21 protein-coding genes, 1 tRNA gene and 1 pseudogene are annotated in these 21,815 nt (G+C 56.2%); 11 read left to right on the top strand and 12 right to left on the bottom strand.

Annotated elements, in window-relative coordinates:
- Window positions 1–5 precede the first annotated feature (5 nt).
- From DI579_RS06275 to DI579_RS06260, 4 genes are read right to left on the bottom strand one after another with little or no spacing between them, the layout of a single operon-like run.
- Window positions 6–344 (bottom strand): Na+/H+ antiporter subunit E, encoded by a 339-nt coding sequence (locus DI579_RS06275; protein WP_303678941.1) that lies wholly within the window; start codon window positions 342–344, stop codon window positions 6–8.
- Window positions 341–1,876 carry a monovalent cation/H+ antiporter subunit D family protein gene (locus DI579_RS06270; RefSeq protein ID WP_290598847.1) on the bottom strand — a complete coding sequence of 512 codons (1,536 nt, stop codon included), beginning with the start codon at window positions 1,874–1,876 and terminating at the stop codon, window positions 341–343. Before DI579_RS06270 ends, DI579_RS06275 begins: the two co-directional genes overlap by 4 nt.
- Window positions 1,873–2,208 carry a sodium:proton antiporter gene (locus DI579_RS06265; RefSeq protein WP_303678940.1) on the bottom strand — a complete coding sequence of 112 codons (336 nt, stop codon included), beginning with the start codon at window positions 2,206–2,208 and terminating at the stop codon, window positions 1,873–1,875. Before DI579_RS06265 ends, DI579_RS06270 begins: the two co-directional genes overlap by 4 nt.
- Window positions 2,205–5,393 (bottom strand): DUF4040 family protein, encoded by a 3,189-nt coding sequence (locus DI579_RS06260; protein WP_290598850.1) that lies wholly within the window; start codon window positions 5,391–5,393, stop codon window positions 2,205–2,207. The genes DI579_RS06265 and DI579_RS06260 overlap by 4 nt, the downstream gene beginning before the upstream one ends.
- Before the next feature lie 113 nt (window positions 5,394–5,506).
- Between DI579_RS06260 and DI579_RS06255 the strand changes: the two genes are divergently transcribed.
- Window positions 5,507–7,576 (top strand): hypothetical protein, encoded by a 2,070-nt coding sequence (locus tag DI579_RS06255; protein WP_290598851.1) that lies wholly within the window; start codon window positions 5,507–5,509, stop codon window positions 7,574–7,576.
- 59 nt (window positions 7,577–7,635) lie between these two features.
- Here DI579_RS06255 and DI579_RS06250 read toward each other — a convergent pair.
- Window positions 7,636–7,712: transfer RNA gene (locus tag DI579_RS06250), tRNA-Pro, on the bottom strand.
- A 79-nt stretch (window positions 7,713–7,791) separates the two neighbouring features.
- A complete protein-coding gene (locus DI579_RS06245; protein WP_290598852.1) occupies window positions 7,792–8,688 on the bottom strand; it encodes a metallophosphoesterase in 897 nt (298 codons plus the stop codon).
- A gap of 145 nt (window positions 8,689–8,833) precedes the next feature.
- On the opposite strand from DI579_RS06245, the gene DI579_RS06240 reads away from it, so the two are divergent.
- From DI579_RS06240 to DI579_RS06225, 4 genes and pseudogenes are all read left to right on the top strand, one after another.
- Window positions 8,834–8,968, top strand: a complete 135-nt coding sequence (locus DI579_RS06240; RefSeq protein ID WP_290598853.1) for a hypothetical protein — start codon at window positions 8,834–8,836, stop codon at window positions 8,966–8,968.
- A gap of 55 nt (window positions 8,969–9,023) precedes the next feature.
- Window positions 9,024–9,344 (top strand): annotated as a pseudogene (locus DI579_RS06235) (WhiB family transcriptional regulator); the annotation flags it as partial.
- A 311-nt stretch (window positions 9,345–9,655) separates the two neighbouring features.
- On the top strand, window positions 9,656–9,811 hold the full coding sequence (locus DI579_RS06230; protein WP_094067051.1) for a DUF4177 domain-containing protein: 156 nt from the start codon (window positions 9,656–9,658) through the stop codon (window positions 9,809–9,811).
- Complete coding sequence (locus DI579_RS06225) at window positions 9,812–10,270, top strand: RidA family protein (RefSeq protein WP_290598854.1); 459 nt, start codon at window positions 9,812–9,814, stop codon at window positions 10,268–10,270.
- On the opposite strand, the gene DI579_RS06220 is transcribed toward DI579_RS06225, so the two are convergent.
- The 3 genes from DI579_RS06220 to DI579_RS06210 form a co-directional block, all read right to left on the bottom strand.
- A complete protein-coding gene (locus DI579_RS06220) occupies window positions 10,267–10,428 on the bottom strand; it encodes a hypothetical protein (RefSeq protein ID WP_303678939.1) in 162 nt (53 codons plus the stop codon). The two genes, DI579_RS06225 and DI579_RS06220, sit on opposite strands and share 4 nt — an antisense overlap.
- Window positions 10,429–10,611: 183 nt before the next feature.
- Entirely contained in the window at window positions 10,612–11,247 is a 636-nt protein-coding gene (locus tag DI579_RS06215; RefSeq protein WP_290598880.1) for a Crp/Fnr family transcriptional regulator, read from the bottom strand.
- 175 nt (window positions 11,248–11,422) lie between these two features.
- A complete protein-coding gene (locus DI579_RS06210) occupies window positions 11,423–11,692 on the bottom strand; it encodes a hypothetical protein (RefSeq protein ID WP_303678938.1) in 270 nt (89 codons plus the stop codon).
- A gap of 162 nt (window positions 11,693–11,854) precedes the next feature.
- Between DI579_RS06210 and nth the strand changes: the two genes are divergently transcribed.
- Window positions 11,855–12,547: an endonuclease III gene (gene nth, locus DI579_RS06205; RefSeq protein WP_290598881.1), complete on the top strand. Its 693-nt coding sequence runs from the start codon at window positions 11,855–11,857 to the stop codon at window positions 12,545–12,547.
- A 142-nt stretch (window positions 12,548–12,689) separates the two neighbouring features.
- Entirely contained in the window at window positions 12,690–13,925 is a 1,236-nt protein-coding gene (locus DI579_RS06200; RefSeq protein ID WP_290598857.1) for a MarP family serine protease, read from the top strand.
- Window positions 13,926–13,992: 67 nt separating this feature from the next.
- Here the strand turns inward: DI579_RS06200 and DI579_RS06195 are convergent, their stop codons facing one another.
- The 3 genes from DI579_RS06195 to DI579_RS06185 form a co-directional block, all read right to left on the bottom strand.
- The gene (locus DI579_RS06195) at window positions 13,993–14,997 is read right to left on the bottom strand and encodes an alpha/beta fold hydrolase (RefSeq protein ID WP_290598858.1); all 1,005 of its coding nucleotides are present in this window, start codon (window positions 14,995–14,997) and stop codon (window positions 13,993–13,995) included.
- An 85-nt stretch (window positions 14,998–15,082) separates the two neighbouring features.
- On the bottom strand, window positions 15,083–15,598 hold the full coding sequence (locus DI579_RS06190; protein WP_303678937.1) for a phage holin family protein: 516 nt from the start codon (window positions 15,596–15,598) through the stop codon (window positions 15,083–15,085).
- 211 nt (window positions 15,599–15,809) lie between these two features.
- Complete coding sequence (locus DI579_RS06185; RefSeq protein ID WP_290598860.1) at window positions 15,810–16,814, bottom strand: glycoside hydrolase family 25 protein; 1,005 nt, start codon at window positions 16,812–16,814, stop codon at window positions 15,810–15,812.
- A 773-nt stretch (window positions 16,815–17,587) separates the two neighbouring features.
- On the opposite strand from DI579_RS06185, the gene DI579_RS06180 reads away from it, so the two are divergent.
- The 4 genes from DI579_RS06180 to DI579_RS06165 all read left to right on the top strand — a co-directional run bounded on the left by DI579_RS06180 (window position 17,588) and on the right by DI579_RS06165 (window position 21,634).
- Window positions 17,588–18,754, top strand: coding sequence for a CpaF family protein (locus tag DI579_RS06180; protein WP_290598861.1), 1,167 nt, complete (start codon window positions 17,588–17,590; stop codon window positions 18,752–18,754).
- The gene (locus DI579_RS06175; RefSeq protein WP_290598862.1) at window positions 18,747–19,601 is read left to right on the top strand and encodes a hypothetical protein; all 855 of its coding nucleotides are present in this window, start codon (window positions 18,747–18,749) and stop codon (window positions 19,599–19,601) included. The genes DI579_RS06180 and DI579_RS06175 overlap by 8 nt, the downstream gene beginning before the upstream one ends.
- Before the next feature lie 250 nt (window positions 19,602–19,851).
- A complete protein-coding gene (locus tag DI579_RS06170; RefSeq protein WP_290598882.1) occupies window positions 19,852–20,058 on the top strand; it encodes a DUF4244 domain-containing protein in 207 nt (68 codons plus the stop codon).
- Between the two features lie 235 nt (window positions 20,059–20,293).
- Complete coding sequence (locus DI579_RS06165) at window positions 20,294–21,634, top strand: MFS transporter (RefSeq protein WP_303678957.1); 1,341 nt, start codon at window positions 20,294–20,296, stop codon at window positions 21,632–21,634.
- Window positions 21,635–21,815: the final 181 nt, after the last annotated feature.

The raw sequence follows: 21,815 nt of genomic DNA, 5'->3' as shown, positions 1-21,815 counted from the left end.
TTTATTCAGCATGACACTTCTGAGTGCGCTTCTGAGGGAACAGTACCGCGGTCAATAGACAGCACTAGCGTTCCCGGGGTGAGGGTGATGGACGTGGCGAATACTGCCACTTCCGCGCTGGTCATGTGGGAGAGGGGAACCCGCAGGACCGCCGGATAAATTTTGCTGGCAGGGCGGAACATATCAAGAGCCATACCGCCAGCATTCAATGCCACTTCCGCCAGCAACCACGCACCGTAGCCTAGCCAACGGCCACAAGCAGGCCAGAAGCGGAGAAATCGACGCCAGGCGGACTGGGCAGGGCGACGCTGCTTGTTTTGCGGCTTTTTCTTCTGTGTTCTCATCCGTGTAGCACCGCATGCAAATAGTCCGAAATGTCGAGGAGGGAATACCCCGCACGAGTGGTCTGATCCACTAGCCAGCCGGCCCCGAAGAAAGCCGCCACGCTCAATAGCAGCAGGAATGCGCCGGGCAGTAGTTGGTGCTTGGCGATGACAAGGTCATCTTCTACCGGCTGGAATTTATCTGCCCCAATAGGCCGATACATGGCCATGCGGGGCCCCCAGAACACACCCTTCCACAGGTACATCATGGAGACCAGCGCACCTATGGACGACACAATGATGACGGCAATAACAGTCCAGCCCAGTGCCCCGCCGGTGGTTGCCGCAGACTGGGCAATACCCACTTTGGCCAGTACCCCGGAAAACGGTGGGAAGCCCACTAGGCTCAGCATGCCGCCGGCCATAATGCCGGCTGCGAGCGGCTCGCGGCGCTGCAGACCATCTAGGCGATCAAAACGACCCGACCCGTATGTTTCCTCGATAGCACCAGCGGTGAGAATGAGAGACCCCATGGTCAGCATGTGGTGAATGAGGTAGAAGATGCCAGACCCCAAGGCGACCGCCCGCGCCTCAATATCGGTGGTACTGGCTGCCAGAGGGAGGGTAATAAGAATATATCCCACCCCGCACACCATCTGAAACGCTAGGGATCCACGAATACGTTGCTCGCCGAGGGAACCATAGCTGCCCACCAGCATCGTCAAACAGAGTGCCACTACCGCCACCCACTGGCCGCGGGTATCAAAAATGAAAATGGTGGACACAATGCGGTAGATGGCGTAAATCGCTACCTTCGTGTGCAGGCCGGAGAAAAGACCCATCACCGCCGCCGACGTTGCCGGATAGGCGCGCGGCAACCAGCCGTGAACAGGCACCACGCCCGCCTTCACGCACAGAGCAATAAGGGACACGGTAATAGCGATAGCTACCTGCGTATTATTCGCGGCAGCTCCCGCCAACGCGGCGATATTAACCTTCCCCACCGCGCCATAAACATAGATGACACCCAGCAGGTACACCGATGAGGTGAGGAGGTTAACCACCACAAACATGCGGTCCACCCCAATACGCCGCCACGTACCGGTAATAGCCAGCAGCGCGTAGGAGGGCATCAGCATCACTTCAATCCACACGAACAGGTTGAAGAGATCCGCGGTAAGAATCGCCCCGTCAACGCCCGCCATCAGTACTAGTGCAAGGGTGGGGAAGAAGCGGTTGTGTTCATCCTCCCCAATGGAGATGGCGAACCAGGCGGAGGCCATAATAATGATGCTGGTAGCGATGAGCATGAGGGCGCTGAAAGAATCGGAGGCGAAAGCAATACCGATACCACGGTCGAAGCCACCTATCTGCTCGGCGATAACCGCATGGGTGCGATGCGCATTCAGTAGCACCGATCCACCAATGATGGACAGTATGGGAATCGCCATGTAAATAGTGCGCCGCAGAGCCAGAGGATTAATGAACACCAGTAGGACGGCGGTCACAATGGGGATAGCGACCCACAGGGGGAGGAGATGGGCGAGGATCATACTTCGTCACTCTCCGTTCCCGAATCGGGCGTTGCCTGCGTATCGTCAGTTGTCCCAATAATGGCCAGTACCAGCATGAAAACGCTAACAGCCATGGAGATAACAATGGCCGTCAGCACAAAGGACTGGGGGAGGGGATCTGCCGCAGCCGCAATACCAGTGTGCTGAAGGAGAGGAGCCTGGCGGCGGTCGAGCACACCAGCAGCGAGCACGGTGAGGTTAATGCCGTGGCTAATAAGACCAAAGCCGATGACAATCCGCATCATGTCGCGCTGCAGAATAAGGTACACACCTGCGGCAACAAGAACACCAACGCTAAGCGCAAGAATCATTGTTCCTCACCTCCCGTCTGCTCTGTTGTTTGTGGCTGTGTTGTTTGTGGTGCTGTTGTTGTGTCGTCAGTATCGGGGGGAGCTGTGGAAGCGGCTGCCGCACGGCTCGCCGCCAGCGTCAGCGGCCGCTCTTTCAGCGGATCAATCCGCAAGGGATCATAGGGCGGCCACACCTCCACACTGGGGGCACCATAGGGGGACTGCCCCGACCCCAGTAGGTTGAGGGCCGTCAACACCATGCCAAGAACGCAGAGAGTAATACCGAAATCGAAGAAGGTGGCAGACGGCACCGACCCTAGCACCGGAATGTTCCAATGCTGTGGGGACAGGAAGGAATGCGAGGACACACTGTCGTTTACCGTATGTGTTTCAGTGGTGAAGAAGCCGATAAGGCCAGTAATGGTGGCAATGCTAATACCGGTCGCCACCAGAATAGGGGGTGTGCGGCGGCGCGTCAGCGGACGATCCACCGGCGTAGACAACCACACCAGCACCAGCAGCGTGGCCAGAATGAGACCGGCAATAAAACCACCGCCGGGCTCCTGGTGCCCACGTAGGAAGACCACTATGGCGGTCACAACCAGGACGGGGGACAGTATCGCAGTGAAAATGCGCAGCGGATACGAGTTCGTGATGCCATCACGGTACGAGTAGGACGTCGGCAACACCACACGCCCATTGCACTCCACCCGCTCGCGTAGTTCTTTACGAATCAGGTGGAAACTAGCGCTCCCCGTGCGGCGATACTCGGGGTGGACGGAGAGAAGAACCGCGGCAATGGCAAGGCCGGTCACACCCAGCACCGCCATCTCCCCGAACGTATCAAAACCACGGAACTCATTAATGATGGTGTTGGTGACGTTCTTCCCCGTCGTCAGATCGGGGCCATGGTCAAGGAAGTATTGGGAGAGACTACTGCGGTCGCGCCGGGCTGTGAACACCATGACGGCGCCGAAGGCCCCCAGCCCCGAAAGCACTGCGATAATGCCGGCGGAGATTTTTCGGCGGCGGGAGGCTTTTTGGAAGGTGCGGGGGAGACGGCGTAGCACCAGCATGTACATGACGGTGCTGATGATTTCCACCAGGAGTTGGGTGAGGCCAACGTCGGGGGCGCCCAGGGCGAAAATCTGGAGGGTAATGCCCACGCCCACTACACCCAGGAGGACAACTGCGGCTAGGCGTGAGCGGGTAACAATGGCGGCGGCGGAACCAGCTAGAACAATGATGAGAACGACTAGGTCAATGGGGCGGTTGACGCCGGGTAGACGCTCCGGGAAGTGAATGTGTCCGGTGTAGCGGGATACCGTCACGGTAGCAGCCAGTAGTGCGAGCACGGTGACGAAGGCGCCCACGTGGCGGGTGGGGCTGTCGGAACGGGTGGGGGCACCGGCCATACTGCCAGCCCAGTGCATACCTTTCCAGATGGTGGCCAGATTCTCTGCCCCAGTGTGGGGGAGGAGTTCCCGGCGGAGCAGGGCGTCTACGCGCTTCCGCTGCCACACCAGAAGCACACCAATAACAATGGCGATGACGGACAGTAGCAGTACCCAGTTAGCGGTAAGGAGGTGCAGCTGTGTGGGGTGTATTTGGGCACCGTGGTGGAGGAGGGCGTCTCGATAGCTGGCAGTGTGCGTGTTGATGGCGCATTCTGCAATGCGGGAGAAGGGGTTGCCCAGTTTGGGAACTACAAAGTAGAGGGGGAGTCCGGCGATGGCGGGGAGTGCTGCGAAGAAAGTAAGAACCCAGGGGATTTTGTGGAGGACTAGTTCGTAGCCGTCGTGGTCAGTGTGCGCGGCTGTGCTGTGGTCTGCTGCCGCGCTTGCTGTAGTTCCAGCTGCGGTGTCGTGTGCGACGGCGCGGTCGCCGTCAAAGAAACCGCCCAGAATAATGCGGAAACTGTAGGCCACGGTCAGGGCTGCACCCAGGACCCCCACAATGGTGAGCACAATAGCGCCGGCATTACCTCCCCAACCGTTGAGGAAGGCGGACAGCATGGATTCCTTGGAGACGAAACCTAAGGTGGGGGGGATACCAGCCATGCCGATGGCGCCGATTACCGTCACCACCATAAGGACGGGTGTGTGTTTCCACATGGGTGGGAGGCGGCGAATGTCGCGGGTGCCGGTGGCGTGTTGGAGGGCACCGATGGACATGAAGAGCCCGGATTTGAAGAGGGCGTGGGCAAGGGTGTGCAGTAGTGCGGCGGTGAGGGCGGCGTGGGTACCGATGCCGATGGTGGTAACGATCCACCCCAGTTGGGACACGGTGGAGTAGGCGAGGAGTTTTTTAAGGTCTGTCTTTTGGAGGGCGAAGAGGGCACCCATGACGGCGGTGAACATGCCGATGACGACGAGGAGTATCTGCCAGGTGAGGTTCAGGCGGAAGACGGCGGAGAAGCGTAGCAGGACGTAGATGCCGGCTTTTACGACGGCGGCGGCGTGCAGGTAGGCGGAGACGGGGGATTCTGCCGCCATGGCTTCGGGAAGCCACAGGTGGAAGGGGAATTGGGCGGATTTGGTGAAGGCGCCGATAGCGACGAAGACGGCCACGGTGGTGGTCATGCCGGGGCGTGTTATCCAGGCGTCGGAGGCGAGGGCTTGGGTGAGGTTAGTGGTGCCGGTGAGAGAGATTGTGACGACGGTGGCAATGAGGAAGAATACCCCTCCGGTAAAGGTGAGGAAGAGGGTGCGGAGGGAACCGGCTTCACCGGCGTGTCCGGAGCGGCCGATGAGCATGAAGGACATGAGGCTGGTGAGTTCCCAGCCGATGAAGAGGAGGATAAGGTCGTCGGCGGTGACCAGCAGAATCATGGAGAAGGTGAAGATCACCATGAGGAGGAAGAAGCTGGTGTGGTGGAGGGGTTTGCCGGCGTGGTCGTGGCTGTGGAAGTAGCGTGTGGAGTACGCCATGACGATGGCGCCAATGACAAGGGCGAGCATGGCGAAGAACCAGCTCAGTGCGTCGAGACGGAGCCTTATGTGAATATCCCAGTAGCTGATCCAGGGAATGTCGGCGGTAAGTGTTTCCCCATTGAGGAGTGATGAACCGTGGGGTGCGTAGAGGCAGGCGAGAATGAGGTCTATGAGGGCGATAACCCAACCGGCATTACGACCCATGAGGCGGGTCAGAAGTGGGGTGGCTGCAATGGTCAGTAACAGGGTGACTAAACTGTACAGTGCAAGCACAGACCCGGACTCCTTTAATAAAATTCATGTTTTTTTACTATTTCTACAAGACTACATATTTTATGGTGCACTCTAAAGGTGATAAGTCCGGGTTGATTGCTTAGGCTAGAGGCATGAGTCGACGCCCCACTAAGCAAAAAAGTTCTCACAATGGAGCGAAAAAGAAAGCCTCCGGTAAGAAACGCGGCACTAACACCACCAGTACTGCTGGGGAAAAGTCCAGTGCGCTAAAGGGATTGTCCGTTTTCGGACGTCTCGTTGCCATGTTTGTGCCCTCCATCATCATTGCGGCTATTGTTGCTGGTCTGGGTATTCACTTGTCCGATTCGTGGCAGGTGGGTGCAGCGTCCGGGCAGACCGCCAATGAGGAGACACGTCATGAATTGCTCAGTGGGGATAAAGCCCAATCCAATCTTTCGCGTGCGAATGACGCGTTAGCGGGTGCTGAAACTTCAGCAGGCCTGATGAAGGGTGGCGTGAAACAGCTGGGTGACGGTGCAGCCCAGTTGCGGAATGGTTCCCAAAAGGCGCGTTCTGGTTCTGCCGAGTTGTCCACTGGTATGGATAGTGTGGCGGGGGGTACGCGCCGCCTGGGATCCGGTGCGAAGCAGCTTGCTGGTGGAGTGACTCAGACTGTGAACGGTGTGGCGGCATTGGCGCAGTATCAGAAAGCTGCCGCCGCAATAGTAGACGCCACCATTCCGACATTGATAGGGAATGATCCGGATACAGTACGGACCCGCAAAGCGCTGAAACAGTTATCGCGGACACTGCATAATACTCAGCAAACGCAGCAGGCGGTGAGTGATCTGCGGCGTCTGCAGGCGGGTGCGAATGAGTTGTCGCGTCAGCTTAATCCTGGAGGTAACTACTACGAGGGCGTCATGAAGGCGCAGTCTGGTTCCCATGAATTAGCGAATGGCCTTGTACAGCTTGATGATGGCATGGCCCAGTTGATGACGGGTGCCACGAAGTTACAGAAACTTGCCGACACGAATGAGCGTAATACGAAGAAAGCTCATAAAGCGGTACTGGAGCTGATGAAGCTCTCCAATGATGAGAAAACCGCGGAAATGGCGGCAGAGCAGTTAGCTCTTCAAGATAAGGGCGAGAAGCCCACTCTGCCACTGGCCCAGGCCTATCTTGTGTCTGCACTGTTGGCGTTAGCGGCGGCTGTGGCGTGGTGGTCACGGTTGCGGTTGGGTCGCAAGGAAATTGCCATGGTGTGGCTGCTGATGACAGTCATTTCCGCAACAGCTATTTTGACAACAATGACCGGCCTTAATGCGGTGGTTGGTACCTGTATGGTGTCAACGCTGGCAGTGGGCTCGGCGGCGCTCTTATTGAGTTCCGGCGCAATAGTCCTATTGTTGGGCCGTCGATGGGGTTTGGTTCTTAATATCTTCCTTGTGTTTGTGCAGGCAGCAGTGTCTGGTTTCGTGTGGCTGACGGAGTGGCCGTCGCGCATGAGCCGTTTCTTCGACTCCCTCATGCCGGTCTCGTATATCACTTCCGCATTAGCCGCCATTGGTAACGGTGGTGATCCGGCAATGGCCTGGTTGGCCAATGGTGCTCTATTGGCTCTTGCGACCATTGCCATCTTGGTAATTGTGACGGTGCTGCGTCGCAATCCAACTGCGGGTATTCCGGCAGACTTACAGCCCCTTGTGTGGGGGAATACGGCTGTGCGGACGCCTTCTGACGCGGAGTTGTCTGAAGCAGGGGCATCTGAGGCGGAGCTGACGGCAGTCTTGCCGGTTGTCGAAGGACAAGAATCTGGAGAAGCGGCAGGTGGTGCTGCAGGTAGTGCAGCAGCTCCAGCAGTGTCCCCTGAGGCAGCGTATCCGGAAACAGAATCTATGCCGGCGAAACGCGCCAATGTAGAGAACAATGTAGAGGACACAGCCGCAGCGAGTACAGATACAGAGTCCGAAGACGAGTCGTCGGCAATGGGGCCGCTGGCGGATATAGCGGTGGCGCCGAATCTTCCCGGCGACAATACCAGTAATAATGTCGCCAATAACAACGACGCCAATAATAATGCTGCCGGCAATAATGGCGAGGCTAGCGATAATAGTAATGCTGGTGCGGGCGATTATCCCACGCACGTTATTCCGGTGGAGGAGTTGAATACAGTACGATCCCACCGTCGCCATGGCGGTCATTCGCGTAAGGATCGTTAACGCGCGTAAGGCGTGAAGAGTAAAAAAGACCACCCTCCGTGTGGAGGGCGGTCTTTGAATGGTCGGGGTAGCGGGATTTGAACCCACGGCCTCTTCGTCCCGAACGAAGCGCGCTACCAAGCTGCGCCATACCCCGGTAGGTGCTTCACTAACTCTAGTACACCAGACGGTAAATACTGAAAATGCTGTGGCTATAAGGCGTCATAAGACTGCAGTTACCGGGCGGCAGTTAGTTCCAGTAGGGTCGCTTCAGGTGGGCAGAATAGCCGGAAGGGGGCATAGGGGGACGTCCCCAACCCTGCAGAAACGTTAAGCCACAGGTGTTCGAAGCGGTGTAGCCCGTGGGCGCGTTCCCTATCAATACCGCAGTTAGTCACAATGGCTGTGCCATTGGGCCAGCAGACTTGTCCACCGTGCGTATGCCCGGCGAAAGCTAGATCGTAGCCGTCTGCGGAGAAATTGGAGAGTACGCGTGGCTCGGGTGCGTGGGTGAGGGCGATGGCGAGGTCACTGCCGGGGAGGGGGCCGCCGGCGATTGTGTCGTAGCGGTCGCGGTTAATGTGGGGATCATCGACGCCCGCAACCGTAATGTTGACGTTGTTGATATTGATGGCAAGTTTTTGGTGTGTAGCGTCTTTCCACCCGTGTTCTTGGAAGGCGGCGCGCATTCCTGTCCAGGGAAGTGGTTTCCGGTGTTGGCGGAGGGTTGATTCGCCCCATAAATAGCTTAGGGGGTTTTTAAAATCCGGCGCGAAGTAGTCATTTGAACCGAAGACAAAAAAGCCAGGAATATCAAGAAGTGGCCCCAGTGACTGAATAACGGAGGGAACAGCTTTCGGGTGTGCCAGATTGTCTCCAGTGTCAATAACGAGGTCTGGTTTAAGATCTCCCAGCACGGTTAGAAAACGTTGGAGCTCTTTATTTTCCGGCGTCATGTGGAAATCGGAAAGGTGAAGTATCCGGATGGGATCGGCTCCAGCTGGCAACAAGGGAAGTGTTTCCTGTTGTACCACAAAGTGTCTACGGCCAACCGTCGCAGAGTATGCAGCAGTTGCTACGCCTGCGATAATTCCGCTGGCCAGGGCACGTGAAGAGGAATACTTAGGAGACACTCACCAAGCGTACACGCTTTTGAATATGTTTGGCGTAGAGCAATTCTAAGAGCGAAAAGAGATTTAAATTACCCCGAGAATTTCCATAGGGGTATTGCATCTCTGGTAAGGGCACGTACCATCTTTAATATCGTTGTGTATGCAAATGCATGTAGCACTTGTGTATAGCACCGCGCACTACCGGCACGATGCCGGCACACTATCGGCTGCTGTTGCATTAGCTACTGTACTGGCTGCGGTACTGGCTGCCGCCGCGCATGCACGCGATGCGATCAGATAACGTGATCTCGATTGGGAGGAGCCGCAAATGACAACGATCGATTCCCGTCGAGGATATAACAGTCCTTCTCGGCCACTCTGCCGCTGGAAGCTCTGCCACTGACGGTGCTGCTGCAGGCCCGTACCGCGATTTAAGCTCGTGGGATCGTTCCGAGTGGGTAGCTCACGCATTGTGCCGCAATGATGGTGGGGATTCTCTTTTCGTCAAGGGCGCTGCCCAGCGTGACGCCGCACTGCGCTGCCTGAATTGCCCTGTTCTTATTCAGTGCCGTGCTGATGCGCTTGATTCCCGCGTGGAGTTTGGTGTGTGGGGCGGTATGACGGAGCGTGAACGCCGTTCCATTCTCCGCCATTTCCCTGATGTTCCTTCCTGGCGTAACCTTCTTGACCCCGTGACACGAGGCGCCACCCTAGCAGAAGGTGAGGGTGACCCGGAGGGTGCGTTGGAAGCATTGAAAGCGTTGAATGTTAATACTGAACGCCGCTTCAAACGCCATAAATCCTCTAAGATGCAGCAGTTTACGCGGGTTCTTAACGACATTGCGGACCAGCTGGATACTTCCTCCGAGGAGGAGAGTTCAGAGATGGAGACTCTTAAAACTATTGAGACTCTCCGTCACTTCAAGGAACAGTCCTCGTCCGAGTAAAGAAGCTACCCCGCGCCGTGTAGTGCCATTACACTTGGGTTATGCGATTTGAATACGTCACCGTACCCTTGCTCACCCATGCCACGAAACAGATCCTTGACCAGTGGGGATCTGATGGATGGGAACTTGTTACCGTGCTGCCGGGCCCCACTGGGGAGCAGCACGTTGCCTATATGAAGCGTCCTTTGGAGGATTAAATGACGTGGGAGGAACGGCTCACTGAGCTGCATATTGCACTGCCTGCGGTGGCTGCTCCCGTGGCTGCCTACGTGCCGGCGAAACGTGTGGGGAATTTTGTCTACACATCCGGCCAACTGCCCTTCGTGGACGGGAAACTCGATAAAACAGGCAAGGTGGGGGAGAGTGTTAGCCCCGATGAGGCATATGCTCAAGCCCGTACTGCAGTTCTGAATGCTCTTGCCGCTGTCCATGCGGTATGTAGCCTTAACAGCATTAAGTCCATTGTGAAGGTTGTGGGATTTGTGAATTCCGCAGCAGGTTTCACCGGTCAGGCGGCTGTTATTAACGGCGCGTCAGAAGTATTGGGCGACATTTTTGGTGAGTCCGGGCAGCACGCCCGCTCCGCAGTGGGGGTAGCAGAACTTCCCCTTAATGCTGCGGTAGAAGTGGAACTCATTGTTGAAGTAGCCGACTAGCCCTGCGTCTTTTTCTTTTTTCCTTCTGCTCCCCCAGTTTTAATGAACAGGGAGACAAGTTCGGCCACGAAAAACAGCAGAAGGAACGCTCCTACCCAGGCGAACCACGGAATGCCCGGGTTGAATAGAATTGCTACCGCGGTAATAGCCAGTGCCACTAGCGTGCTGTACACATGGTTCGATGCTGAAAGTTTTTCCATCGGGTACTGCCCTTTCCGGCTAGTAGGAATCCGTGTGACCATTGCACCCCTCAGTCTTGCAGGCTGAGGGGTGCAATTCTTGCTATGGGCGTGGTGATGTCGCTGGCAGCTGCTAACGGCAGAGTTTTAGCGTATTGGTTTTTAGCGTGCGCGTCGGGCGAGGTGCTCGCTTTCGCAGATGACGACAGATTTGCCTTCCAGGCGGATCCATCCGCGGTGTGCGAATTCGGCCAGGGCCTTGTTCACGGTTTCGCGGGAAGCGCCCACTAGCTGGGCGATTTCTTCCTGTGTGAGGTCGTGGTTGACGCGTACGGTGTTGCCTTCTTGGCTGCCGAAGCGCTGTGCAAGCTGCAGCAGGGCTTTGGCGACGCGGCCAGGCACGTCGGTGAAGATAAGGTCGGCGAGGCTATTGTTGGTGCGGCGGAGGCGGCGGGCTAAAACGCGGAGGAGTTGCTCTGCGATTTGCGGCTGTGCGTCGAGCCAACGGCGGAGGGCGGCCCTGTCCATTGTGTACGTACGGACATCGGTCACACAGATAGCAGATGATGTGCGCGGTGCCGGATCGAAAATAGAAAGTTCGCCAAACATGTCGGAGGGGCCGAGAATAGCAAGGAGGTTTTCGCGACCATCAGGGGCAGTTCGGGAGAGTTTCAGTTTGCCTTCAACAATAATGTACAGCTTATCGCCCGGCTCACCTTCACGAATGATGGTGTCACCTTTGCGGAATGTTTCCGGTACGAGATCTTTCAGCAGCGCAGAAATAGAAGCTGCATCCATACCTTGGAAAATGCCGGCGCGTGCGAGAATGTCCTCGTCCACGTGTAACCTCTTCTCAACTTGAACTACTACGCAAAGTTTAGCGCATAGCACAGTCTTTCCTGAATATTCAGTGGCCGTGCTATGGAATGCCCCACATATTGGTGGAAAGAGACTTTCTCCTTCAGTTTGACGGTTACTTTGCGGTAGAGGTGTTGTTCTCTTCTGGCGATTCTGCCGCTGGTGTTTCTGCAGAGGGGACAGAAGACGCGGAAGGCGCGGAAGTGCCTGCGGTGGGAGAAGCAGACTCTGTAGGAAGGGGTGCGGCGGGGAGGGAAGCAACGGCGGGTTTCGTGGCAGTATCCGCTGGTGGATTTACGATAGCGCGCTCAACGCGATCCATGATGAGTGCGAAAGCACCCACGACGAAGGGAATAAGGACAAGAGCTAGTGCATATAAACCCATACCCTAAGTAAACACTATCTGCGTGAAAAAAGTATCCTTGTCACTATGGTCGCCTCTCACTCTCTTACCCCGTCCCCCGCAGATGTGCGCCCGCGTGGTGCGAAACACCCAGCCGTCACCGGCAAGGAAACACGGCGTGGACTGGTGACGCGTGCGCGGCGTATGGCGCGTACCCTTGCCGTCGCCTACCCGGAGGCCTACTGCGAACTGAACTTTGAGACACCATTCCAACTTGTGGTGGCCACGGTTTTGTCTGCACAGTGTACCGACGTGCGCGTTAATCAGGTAACGCCGCAGCTTTTTGGCCGTTTCCCCACTGCCCACGCCATGGCCGCCGCCCGTATCGAGGAGATTGAGGAGATTATTCGCCCCACGGGATTCTTCCGTGCGAAAGCCTCCAATATTCATGGTCTTTCCACCCAGCTGGTGGAGAAGTGGGATGGGGAAGTACCGCCCCGCTTGGAGGATCTTGTCACACTTCCCGGCGTGGGGCGGAAAACTGCCAATGTGGTGCTGGGGAATGCCTTCGACACGCCGGGTCTAACCATTGATACCCACTTTGGGCGTTTGGCGCGCCGGTGGATGTGGACGGAAAGCGAGGATCCTGTCCAGGTGGAAAAGGAAGTGGGGGAGCTTATTCCACGGCCGGAGTGGACAGTGCTATCGCATCGCATTATTTTCCATGGGCGGCGAGTGTGCCACTCACGACGCCCCGCTTGTGGTGCATGTTTTTTGGCGGCGGACTGCCCCAGCTATGGTCTTGGCCCCGTCGACCCGGGTACTGCTGAGGCTCTCGTCAAGGGCGAGAATAGGGAACAATTACTGCGTATGGCAGGTATTGAGGACGAGAATTAAATCGCAACTAACCTGCGGGTCTGTGCCAGCATGTCCCGTGTCCAAATATTTGCGGACGGGTGCGTCCGGTAGGATTTTGGGGAGATAAGCACGGGAAGCGGGACTAAGCAGGGACGCGGGAAGTAAGGGCAAGGAGGCGCGAGTGTCTGCGGTAGCTTTTGACATTGTCGTCTTGCTTGTTTTTGCGATTTTTGGTTTCTACGGCTGGGTGACGGGTTTTATCCCCAGTCTAGGTGCCGTGTGTGGTGCCATCATTGGCATCATTATTGAGTATTTCACCCTCCAGCCGGTTCTTGATGCCACGGAAAATATTCAGATTCGTTTTGTTGTGGGGTTCATTTACGGTTTTGTGCTGGTTGTTTTGTGCGCAGCCGGTGCGGAAGTTGTGGGGCTTTATATCCGCAATCATGCGAAAATTCAGGAGACGCGGGGATCGCGGTCCGCGGGGGCCATCGTTAAGGTTGTCCTTGCCGCTATTCTTACCTGGGTTTTCTTTGCGCCGCTTGCTGTGCAGCCCGACAGTAGCTTGGGTAAAACAATGCACGATTCGCGGGTGATGTCGGCCATCACCATGCTGTCCCCGAATGCTGTGCAGAAAATTCCAGAAATGCTCGATGACGCGGCACGCACTGCGTCACTACAGCAGATGACGGATCGATCTGGCGGTTCTGCTGGTGCAGGTATTCCAGACCAGAGCATTGTGGAAACGTCGTCTCTTGCGAAAGCCCGCCGGAGTGTTGTGAAGATTGTGGGGCAGGCTACGGGGTGCCACCGGGATCTGGAGGGTACGGGGTTTGTGTATGCCCCCGGTCTGGTTGCTACTAATGCCCATGTGGTGGCTGGTGCCCGTATTATCCATGTGCATACTGTGGAGGGGATATTTACTGCTCAGCCAGTTGCTTTTGATGCCCTGCGCGATGTTGCGGTGCTGTGGGTGCCGGCTATTTCATCCACTAAGCGGCTTATGCTGCCGGCGTTGCAGCCCGTCCGTGACAATAGTGTGCAGGCGGGCCAGGCGATGGCTATTCCGGGATTCCCCAACAATGGCCCCTACCGGGTAACGCCAGCTCGTCTGCAGGAGCGTTTTATTTTGCAGGGTCCCGGTATTTACGGGACGACCACAGTGCAGCGGCAGGCGTATGCACTGCTCGCGAATTTGATGAGTGGTAATTCTGGGGGTCCGCTGCTTGATGTGCAGGGACACTATGCGGGAATGGTGTTTGGTGTGGCGACGGATAAGAAGAACGTTGCCTACGCATTAAGCTACCGGGAGATTGAGCCGGTGCTTCAAAAGGGAATGAGGACGCGTGAAAGAGTGTCTACGGGGCGGTGTGTTCCGCTAGACGCGGAGGTAACAACAACAATGACGCCTAATTAGTGCCGGGCACCCGCATCTAGCGCGCACAGGCACAAGTATCTAGTGTGTACGACGCGCGCTAGTGCGATCAGTCGTCTGAGCTGTTTATGCGTGCGGGAGAGCCGGAGAGGCTTTGGAGAAGAAGTGTAGAAAAAGCCTGCGGATTTTCTAACTGTGGGTAGAAGCCGCACTGTGGCACCGTCATAATGGTGAAGTTTTCGGTGTAGCGTTTGCACCCGGCAAGGACGTCTTCGGAGACGACGGGATCGTATTCACCGCGGAACGCAACAACGGGGAGCGCTAGGCGCCGCGTCATTTTTCGGTTGTAGCGGATTCCGTCAGCGCGTAGACGGGAGCGTCCCATCCAACGGAGGTATTCGTTTGCGCAGTAGGATACGTGTCTAATGCGAAGCGCGTCGCTGAAAATGTGGAGTGCTTCTTGCCCCTCTGGGGTATCGACCCAATTGTTGTATGTGCGGTGGCTAATGTAGTCCTCAATCCAGTGGGGTTGCTGCATACGCCATTCGGGCAGACGCGGTATTTGGGCGCTTAGGAAGGGACCGACGGTGGTGGCGTGGGTGAAGGCCTGTTTCACGTAGTCGATTCGCTGGGTGAGGGGGTGTGGCGCATCGACTGCAATAAGTGTGGTAACGCCGCTTCGGAACATGCGGGCCATGGTCCAGCCTACAGTTCCGCCTAGCCCGTGGCCTACGACGGTAACGTTGCGGTGGCCGGTGGCGCGTACTAATCCGGCCATGTCGTTGGCGGCGGTGGTGAGGTCGTAGCCGCGTGGTGGTTTATCGGAGTCCCCGTAGCCGCGGAGGTCAACGGCCATAGCGTGGTAGCCGGCGCGGGAGAGGGGGACAAGTTGGTTGTGCCATGTCCACCAGTTTTCTCCATAGCCGTGTATGAGGAGGACGAGTGGTGGTAGTTCGTTTGGGGGGTGTGTTTCTTCCCAGTTGTGGGGAAGAAGATCAGCGGTGTGGAGGTGGATACCGTTGGTGGAGACAAGACGATGCCGCCACGGTCCCGGGAGGCATACACTGTCCGGTTCAGGCGGTGCAGGAGGGGTGCCGTGGCGGCTATCGTTCATAGTTAGAGAAAATAATTAACCAGTAGAGTTAGTGTCGTGAGGGGTGAAAGGCAGCATTGCTTAGCACTACTACAGAGTGCTGCTATTACTGCAGGTAAGTGTATTCCTTCGGGGCAGTCTTGCTGCTGCTGGGAACAACTTCTTTCAGCTTTTCGACGGACTCAATGGTTTTTTCTGGCTTTTCAACTTGCTTCATCTTCCATAGGCCAATGCCGGCGAAGACTGCCGCAAAGACGAGAAGGAGCAGGAAGGTAATAAGGTAGCCGCACCAATCCCAGGTGACAGTACCGAGCCAGAGGGTAAAGAGCTTGGCCCACATGATGGTGAATGGCAGGAACGACATGAGGGCGAAGACGGCAGCGATAATGAAGAAGATGCTGCCCATGGCGCCGCGCTTTACCTGGACGCCAATTTCGGTCTTAGCGAGCTCGAATTCTGAGCGGATAAGAGTGGAGATTTGTTCGGTGGCAGTCTTAACAAGCTGTCCGATGCTGGCGTCCTTGGGCTGTGGGACGGCATCGTACATGGCGATGCCGGAGATCTTAGCGGAGGAGGCTGAATCGTCAGCTGACTTTTCTCCGAAGCGGTCTTTGATACTCACTGTTCCTCCAAAAATAACGTATGGGAAATCCCGTACTGTCCATCGTGCCACGAATTGTCGAGCTATACCTAGATTTTAGGAAACAATATTGTGTGCGTAGCAGCTACTGTAATGCTTACCTATATTCTACGCTGCTAGTTTCCCGCAATAGGGGTGACTAAAAGCACTTTTCCACACGATTGAGGGGTTGGGAAAGTGCTGTTAGTTGCTGTTAGTGGCGTGGTGCGGGAACACCTTTAGGGAAGTTTTTTGGTACGTTCTTCGGCACGTTCGTAGGCACCTTTTTAGATACGTTTGCAGGTATCTTTGTGGGCACGCTCTTCGGGATGGCATTGCGGAGTTGCTTGCGGGCATCTCGCTCGATTTTTCGCTGCACATCTGGGGGAATGAATGCGCGAATATCGGGAATGTCGTTCTTGTCTATGGCGGGCAATTCCGGCAGCGGGGGAAGGGCGTCGGGATCAATACCGTCACTGAGGATAGTTTTCTGGGATGCCCCAAGCCTGGTGAGGGCAAGAAGTTCCTGTTTACTGCCGTTGAACGTGTTGAGGTCAATGGGGGTGGCAACGCCGTCAACAGAACCATTGCCGGTGTATTGCCAGAATGTCCATTTTGTCCAGCCACCGGGAAGCGGCATGGTGGGGGAGGTACCGCCGTTGTAGTCGGCAATCCAGAGGGGACGTTCGGAGAATTCGGTGGTGTTGCCCATTTGGTAACGCCAGAATCCGGGGGAGACGTAAATAATGGTCTGCCGGCCGGTGAGCTTATCGAGGGTGGTGAGGAAGGCTCGCACCCATATTTGGAGGGCGGCGGGGCTTAATCCACCTGTTTCTTCTAGGTCGAGGGCGGGGGGAAGGTCCAGGCTGGTGGTGTTAGTGGCAAGGACGGCGGCGTAATGCTGTGTTTGCAGAATGGCGGAGTATTGCGGCAGGGCGTAGTGGTAGGTGCCGCGGATAAGGCCGGCTGCCCGCATGGAGGTGGAATCCTCCTGGTAGTGCGGGTTGACGTAGCTGAGGCCTTCGGTGGCTTTGACGATGGCGAATTGCTGTCCGGCGGCTTTCACGCGAGCCCAGTCGATGGCCATGGAGCCAGGGTGTTGGTGGCTGGCGACGTCAGATCCGGGGAGGAGGGCGATAGCGGGTGCGGCGAGGGCGACGCTGACGGCGGCAATTCCCGACGTAAGCAGCATCGTCGTGCGGCGAGACCAATGACTCATGTGAATAATGTTACCAATGTTACTGGTGAGATTATCAATACTTATGACGCGTGTTGTCGATATGCGTTGTAGATGCGTGCCCGCGGAAGAAACTGTGAAAGAAGCAGGGGAAGCGGGAAGGGGGCATAAGAAATAAAAAAGCGGCGAACGCATCGTCCGCCGCCGCACGGCATTTAAACGATCAGTTCGTGCCAACGTAGGGTCGGTTCTGAGGTTCAGCCGGCGCTCCCACAAAACTCTCCAGCTCCGTGGGACCGGCAATCTCCCGCCTGTAGATGCCCGCCGAAACGGGCGGCACGTGGGTGTTTAACTGCCGTGCAGGAAACCGTGACAGGAGGAAAAACCTTCTCTTCTGATTCGTCCCTAGCTGTCTTCGTTTTCCGTACTTTCATCATCACTCGAACCGTAGGGGACAGCCATTGTGATTTATTACAAACTGGCTGGTAGGAAACGGGATAAAAAAACAATGGCAGGTGTATCTGTACCGTCTTTTGCTGTGTCGGTAGAACGATGAAAGGGATAGTGCAGGTAGTAGCTCTAAACGTGATTTCTTTTCGAGAGTGCTGACAGATTTTCCAGGGGTTAAGGCGTGGGGGACGTATGTAGTGGCAGAGGAATAGTAAAAAGTTGCCATTAAGTATGACGTAGATCACACAATATGTAGATCCAACTTATTCACAGGTCCCCAGTTATCCACAGAAACGCCCATTAATACGGTTTGCGGAAGACTATCACCCCTCCAGGCATGTCACTATAGGTGGCACCACCACTACATGATTCACGTTGTGAAACATTCTCTGGGGGTGGGCAAGAAAGACCAGAAAGGAGCGAAAGAAAACATGATGGCACACGCAGACCTCTGGGGGCCCCTCGCTAGTATCCTCAACGATCCCGCCATCACCACCACCCTCACTGACCTCATCGTCGGACCCCGCGGAACCATCTGGGTAGACTGCGCACACGACCCCGGGCTCCACCGTCTACCCCACACGCCACTATGCGAAGAAGACTGCCGATCGTTAGCAGTACGGCTTATCCGTAGCACCGGCGGCCGTCTTGATGACGCCCACCCCTGGGCAGACGCCACACTTCCCCTCAACCCCACTACCCGTATGCGCGTCCACGCCGTACTGGCACCTCTTGCCACCACCGGAACAACTATCTCCCTACGTGCCCTCCGCACATCCACCCACACCCTCCCCAGCCTTGTCACCTCCGGGTTCCTCACCTCACGACAGTGCGCGGAACTTGTACGGGACCTTGAAGCCCGCCACTCCATTCTTATTTCCGGGGCCACCGGAGTAGGAAAAACAACTCTCCTTGGTGCGCTAGCAACATCACTACCCGCGCAAGAGCGGCTTATCTGCATTGAAGACACTGCCGAACTTAACCTGTACCACCCACAACTCGTCCAACTCGTTACCCGCGATAACAATACGGAAGGACGCGGTGGCATTCCCATGTCTGTCCTGGTGTGGCAGGCACTTCGCATGCGACCCGACCGTATTATCGTCGGAGAAGTACGCGGCAATGAAGCCGTTGACCTCCTTACCGCACTCAACACCGGCCACCGGGGAAGCCTTGCCTCCATCCACGCTAATAGTGCCCGTGACGTCCCCCATCGCCTGCTCACTCTGGCCCTTACCGCAGGAATGCCAGAAGCTGCTGCACAGCACACTATTGCCTCCGCACTTGACGTTATCGTCCACCTTGCCCGCGACTCCTACACCGGCCAGCGGCATATTAGCGACATCTGGCACGCACGTAATACCTGGCACACGGTGGGTAGCTGGTGTATGAGCGACAAATACGGTGACGACTACGCCGATAGCTCTGGCAGAAACATCAGCAGGAGCAGCGACGCTAGCGACAACAATAAAGCCTGCGAAAACAGGGAAGCCTGCGAAAACAGTAGGGAAGAGATGGCGTGTGATGAGTAGTATTGTGGTTCTCCTTGCCCTCACTCTCCTCGCTACGGGCTGCTGGTACACCCACCACTGGAGTGGAACACACGAACACGAACGCAACCAGTGGAACAACCAGCTACACACACTGCAAACTGCCCGTATTACCCTCGCCGCCGGTGACTATGCCACCCCCGCACTATCCGCAGCAATACCTGCCGACTGCATTCCACCCGCACTTCTTGACTCCCTTATCCGGCGCGGCAGTCCCCTCGATGGTGTTCTAGCTGCTGCTGAAGACACTCTCCGCACTAAACTACATGCCCATTCGCACCAGCGTTCTGTCCTCGCCGGTGTTCGCGCCACCGCCCTCATTATGGAGGCCCTCCCCGGCGTAGGAATTCTCGTGGGGTATCTCCTTGGTGCACACCCGCTGCACTTCCTCACCCACGGGTGGGGGAGCCTTGCCCTCCTTACCGGCGTGGCACTGCAAACAACCGGATTGTGGTGGATCCACCACATGGTCGGCCACCTTCCCCCACCCAATAACGATGCCGCACTGAAACTCCCCCTCCTGGCGGCACTCCTGCGCGCCGGTATGCACGTAGATGACGCGTGCGCACACCTTTCCCCCATACCCACCTGTTGTGAAACTCTCCTCCGATTATCTTCCCGGCAAGGCGCACCCATAGCCGCACAACTAGATGCCCTCGCCCGCGACCAACAAGCCCAAGCCCTAGCTCACTGTGAAGAAGCAACAGAAGAAATGAGTGTCCTTCTCGCCCGTCCACTGGGACTCTGTTTTCTTCCCGCATTCATGCTGCTAGGGGTCGTCCCCACCGTTCTGGAACTAGGAGGGAGCTACATGCAGCACTTCACCTAACTAGCTCGTCCCTATCTGGTCCATCCCTATGCGGCCCAGTTCAGACCCAACAGAAAAAGAATATGAAGGAGTATTAATGTCCACCCAATGCCAGAGCACCATTGCCCAGCACGGCAGTAATCAGCACGGTAATGAACCGCGCAGTATTGAACAGCACAATACTGACCAGAACAATACTGAACAACACAGTATTGTGCGCCGTAGCATGGCCCAGTGCAGAGGTGCACTGCAGAATATGCTGCACAGAATTATGCAGTGGCTCTACAGGACCTATGAGGCTATCCGTGTGCATACCGTTAGCATGTGGAGTGATGAATCCGGTATGAGCACCGTCGAATACGCAATCGGCACTATTGCTGCGGCAGCATTCGGGGCGGTTCTTATTGCCGTCGTGAAATCGGATAGTGTTCAACAATCATTGCTGAATATCATTCAGCAAGCACTCAACATTCACTAAACGGTATCCGCTAAGCAGTAGTAGCTAAGTAGTGAATGAGAGCGGAAATCCCCTCGGAATGCTGTATTTCTTCTCACGGTAAGCAAAAGTGACGAAAACCTTGTTGTGCGAAAATTCTGCCCCATAGACTTTCCCTATTACCCGTAGCACACGCACAACCAGCAGAAAGAGGGGATCCGTGACTACTCCCCCCACAGAGACACTACCCGGCAGCCAAATATCAGCAGCGCCGGAAATGACCGCAGCCGCCGCCCTCAACGACTACGCAGAACGTATTCCTCGTAGCCGCATCATTCTTTCCTCAATGATCGGCACCACCATCGAGTTCTACGATTTCTACGTCTACGCCACCGCCGCCGTCGCCGTCTTCCCAGCACTCTTCTTCCCCAAAGCTGACGCCACCGCCGCGCTACTATCCTCATTCGCAACATTTGGTTTAGCGTTTATCGCCCGCCCCCTCGGCTCCCTCATCTTCGGACATTTCGGGGACCGTGTTGGCCGCAAAGCAACACTTGTAGCGTCCCTCCTCACCATGGGTATCGCTACTTTCCTCATAGGGCTTCTCCCCACCTATGTACAGGCTGGTGTGTGGGCCCCCGCAATGCTCTCCATCCTGCGGTTCTGCCAAGGCCTAGGCCTGGGAGGGGAATGGTCCGGCGCTGTCCTCCTCGCCACCGAAACAGCCCCCAAAGGCAAACGCGGGTGGGCTGGAATGTGGCCACAATTAGGGGCACCCCTCGGTTTCCTCCTCGCAAACGGCCTTTTCCTTATCCTCGTCCATGCGCTCAATCACACCGAAGGCGCACTCGACGGTGATTTCATGGTGTGGGGATGGCGCATACCCTTCCTCCTCTCCATTGTGATGGTTATCCTCGGCCTTTACGTGCGTATGAAACTGGAAGAAACCCCCGTTTTCCAACATGCCGTCACCCACGGCAAGCGCGTTGCTTCCCCCATCAAGGAAACATTTCGCACTGCCTGGCGGCCCCTCATTCTCTCCACTTTCATCATGGTGGGTACCTACGCCATTTTCTACATCACCACCACGTGGATGCTCTCCTACGGGATCGCCAAACCCGACAATGGTGGACTGGGAATACCCTACGGGGAATTCCTCCCACTGCAGCTTATTGGGATTCTCTTTTTCATTGCGGGAGTACCCTTATCCAACTGGCTATCAGACAAATATGGGCGTCGGAAACCATTACTCATTATCACGACGATCATTGTTCTCTACGGCTTTACTTTCGGCGCATGGATTCCCGCCACAGCAACCAAAGGGGACGTTCTGAGCTGGCTGATAGTGGGCATGTTCCTCATGGGGCTCAGCTTCGGCCCCATGTCCGCCCTCCTGCCAGAACTATTCCCCACGAACGTGCGCTATACCGGCTCCGGCATTGCCTACAATGTGGCCTCAATTCTTGGCGCCGCCCTCACCCCATTCGTTGCCACCTGGCTCGTTAGCACCCATGGAGTGTTCTGGGTAGGCATCTACATGGGGTGCCTTGCCGTGCTCACAATTATCGCGTTACTTCTCTCCCAAGAGACCAGCGACGTTGACCTTGCCGCAGTGTAAAACACCAAAATGTAAAACATTAAAACGTAAAACATGACAACTGCAGAACATGGAACACACTGCGGCAAGGCGTAGCACAGCGTTAAAACACAGCAGTGCTATGTCAGCAGGTAGATGATGACGAAGAGGAGTAACGTTCCGGCTACGCACACGTAGGGAATGAGTTTTTTATTCATTACTT

The organism is Lawsonella clevelandensis, assembly GCF_003241315.1.
In the GTDB taxonomy this organism is placed as follows: Bacteria; Actinomycetota; Actinomycetes; order Mycobacteriales; family Mycobacteriaceae; genus Lawsonella; species Lawsonella clevelandensis_A.
This window is presented reverse-complemented; position numbering and strand designations above follow the sequence as displayed.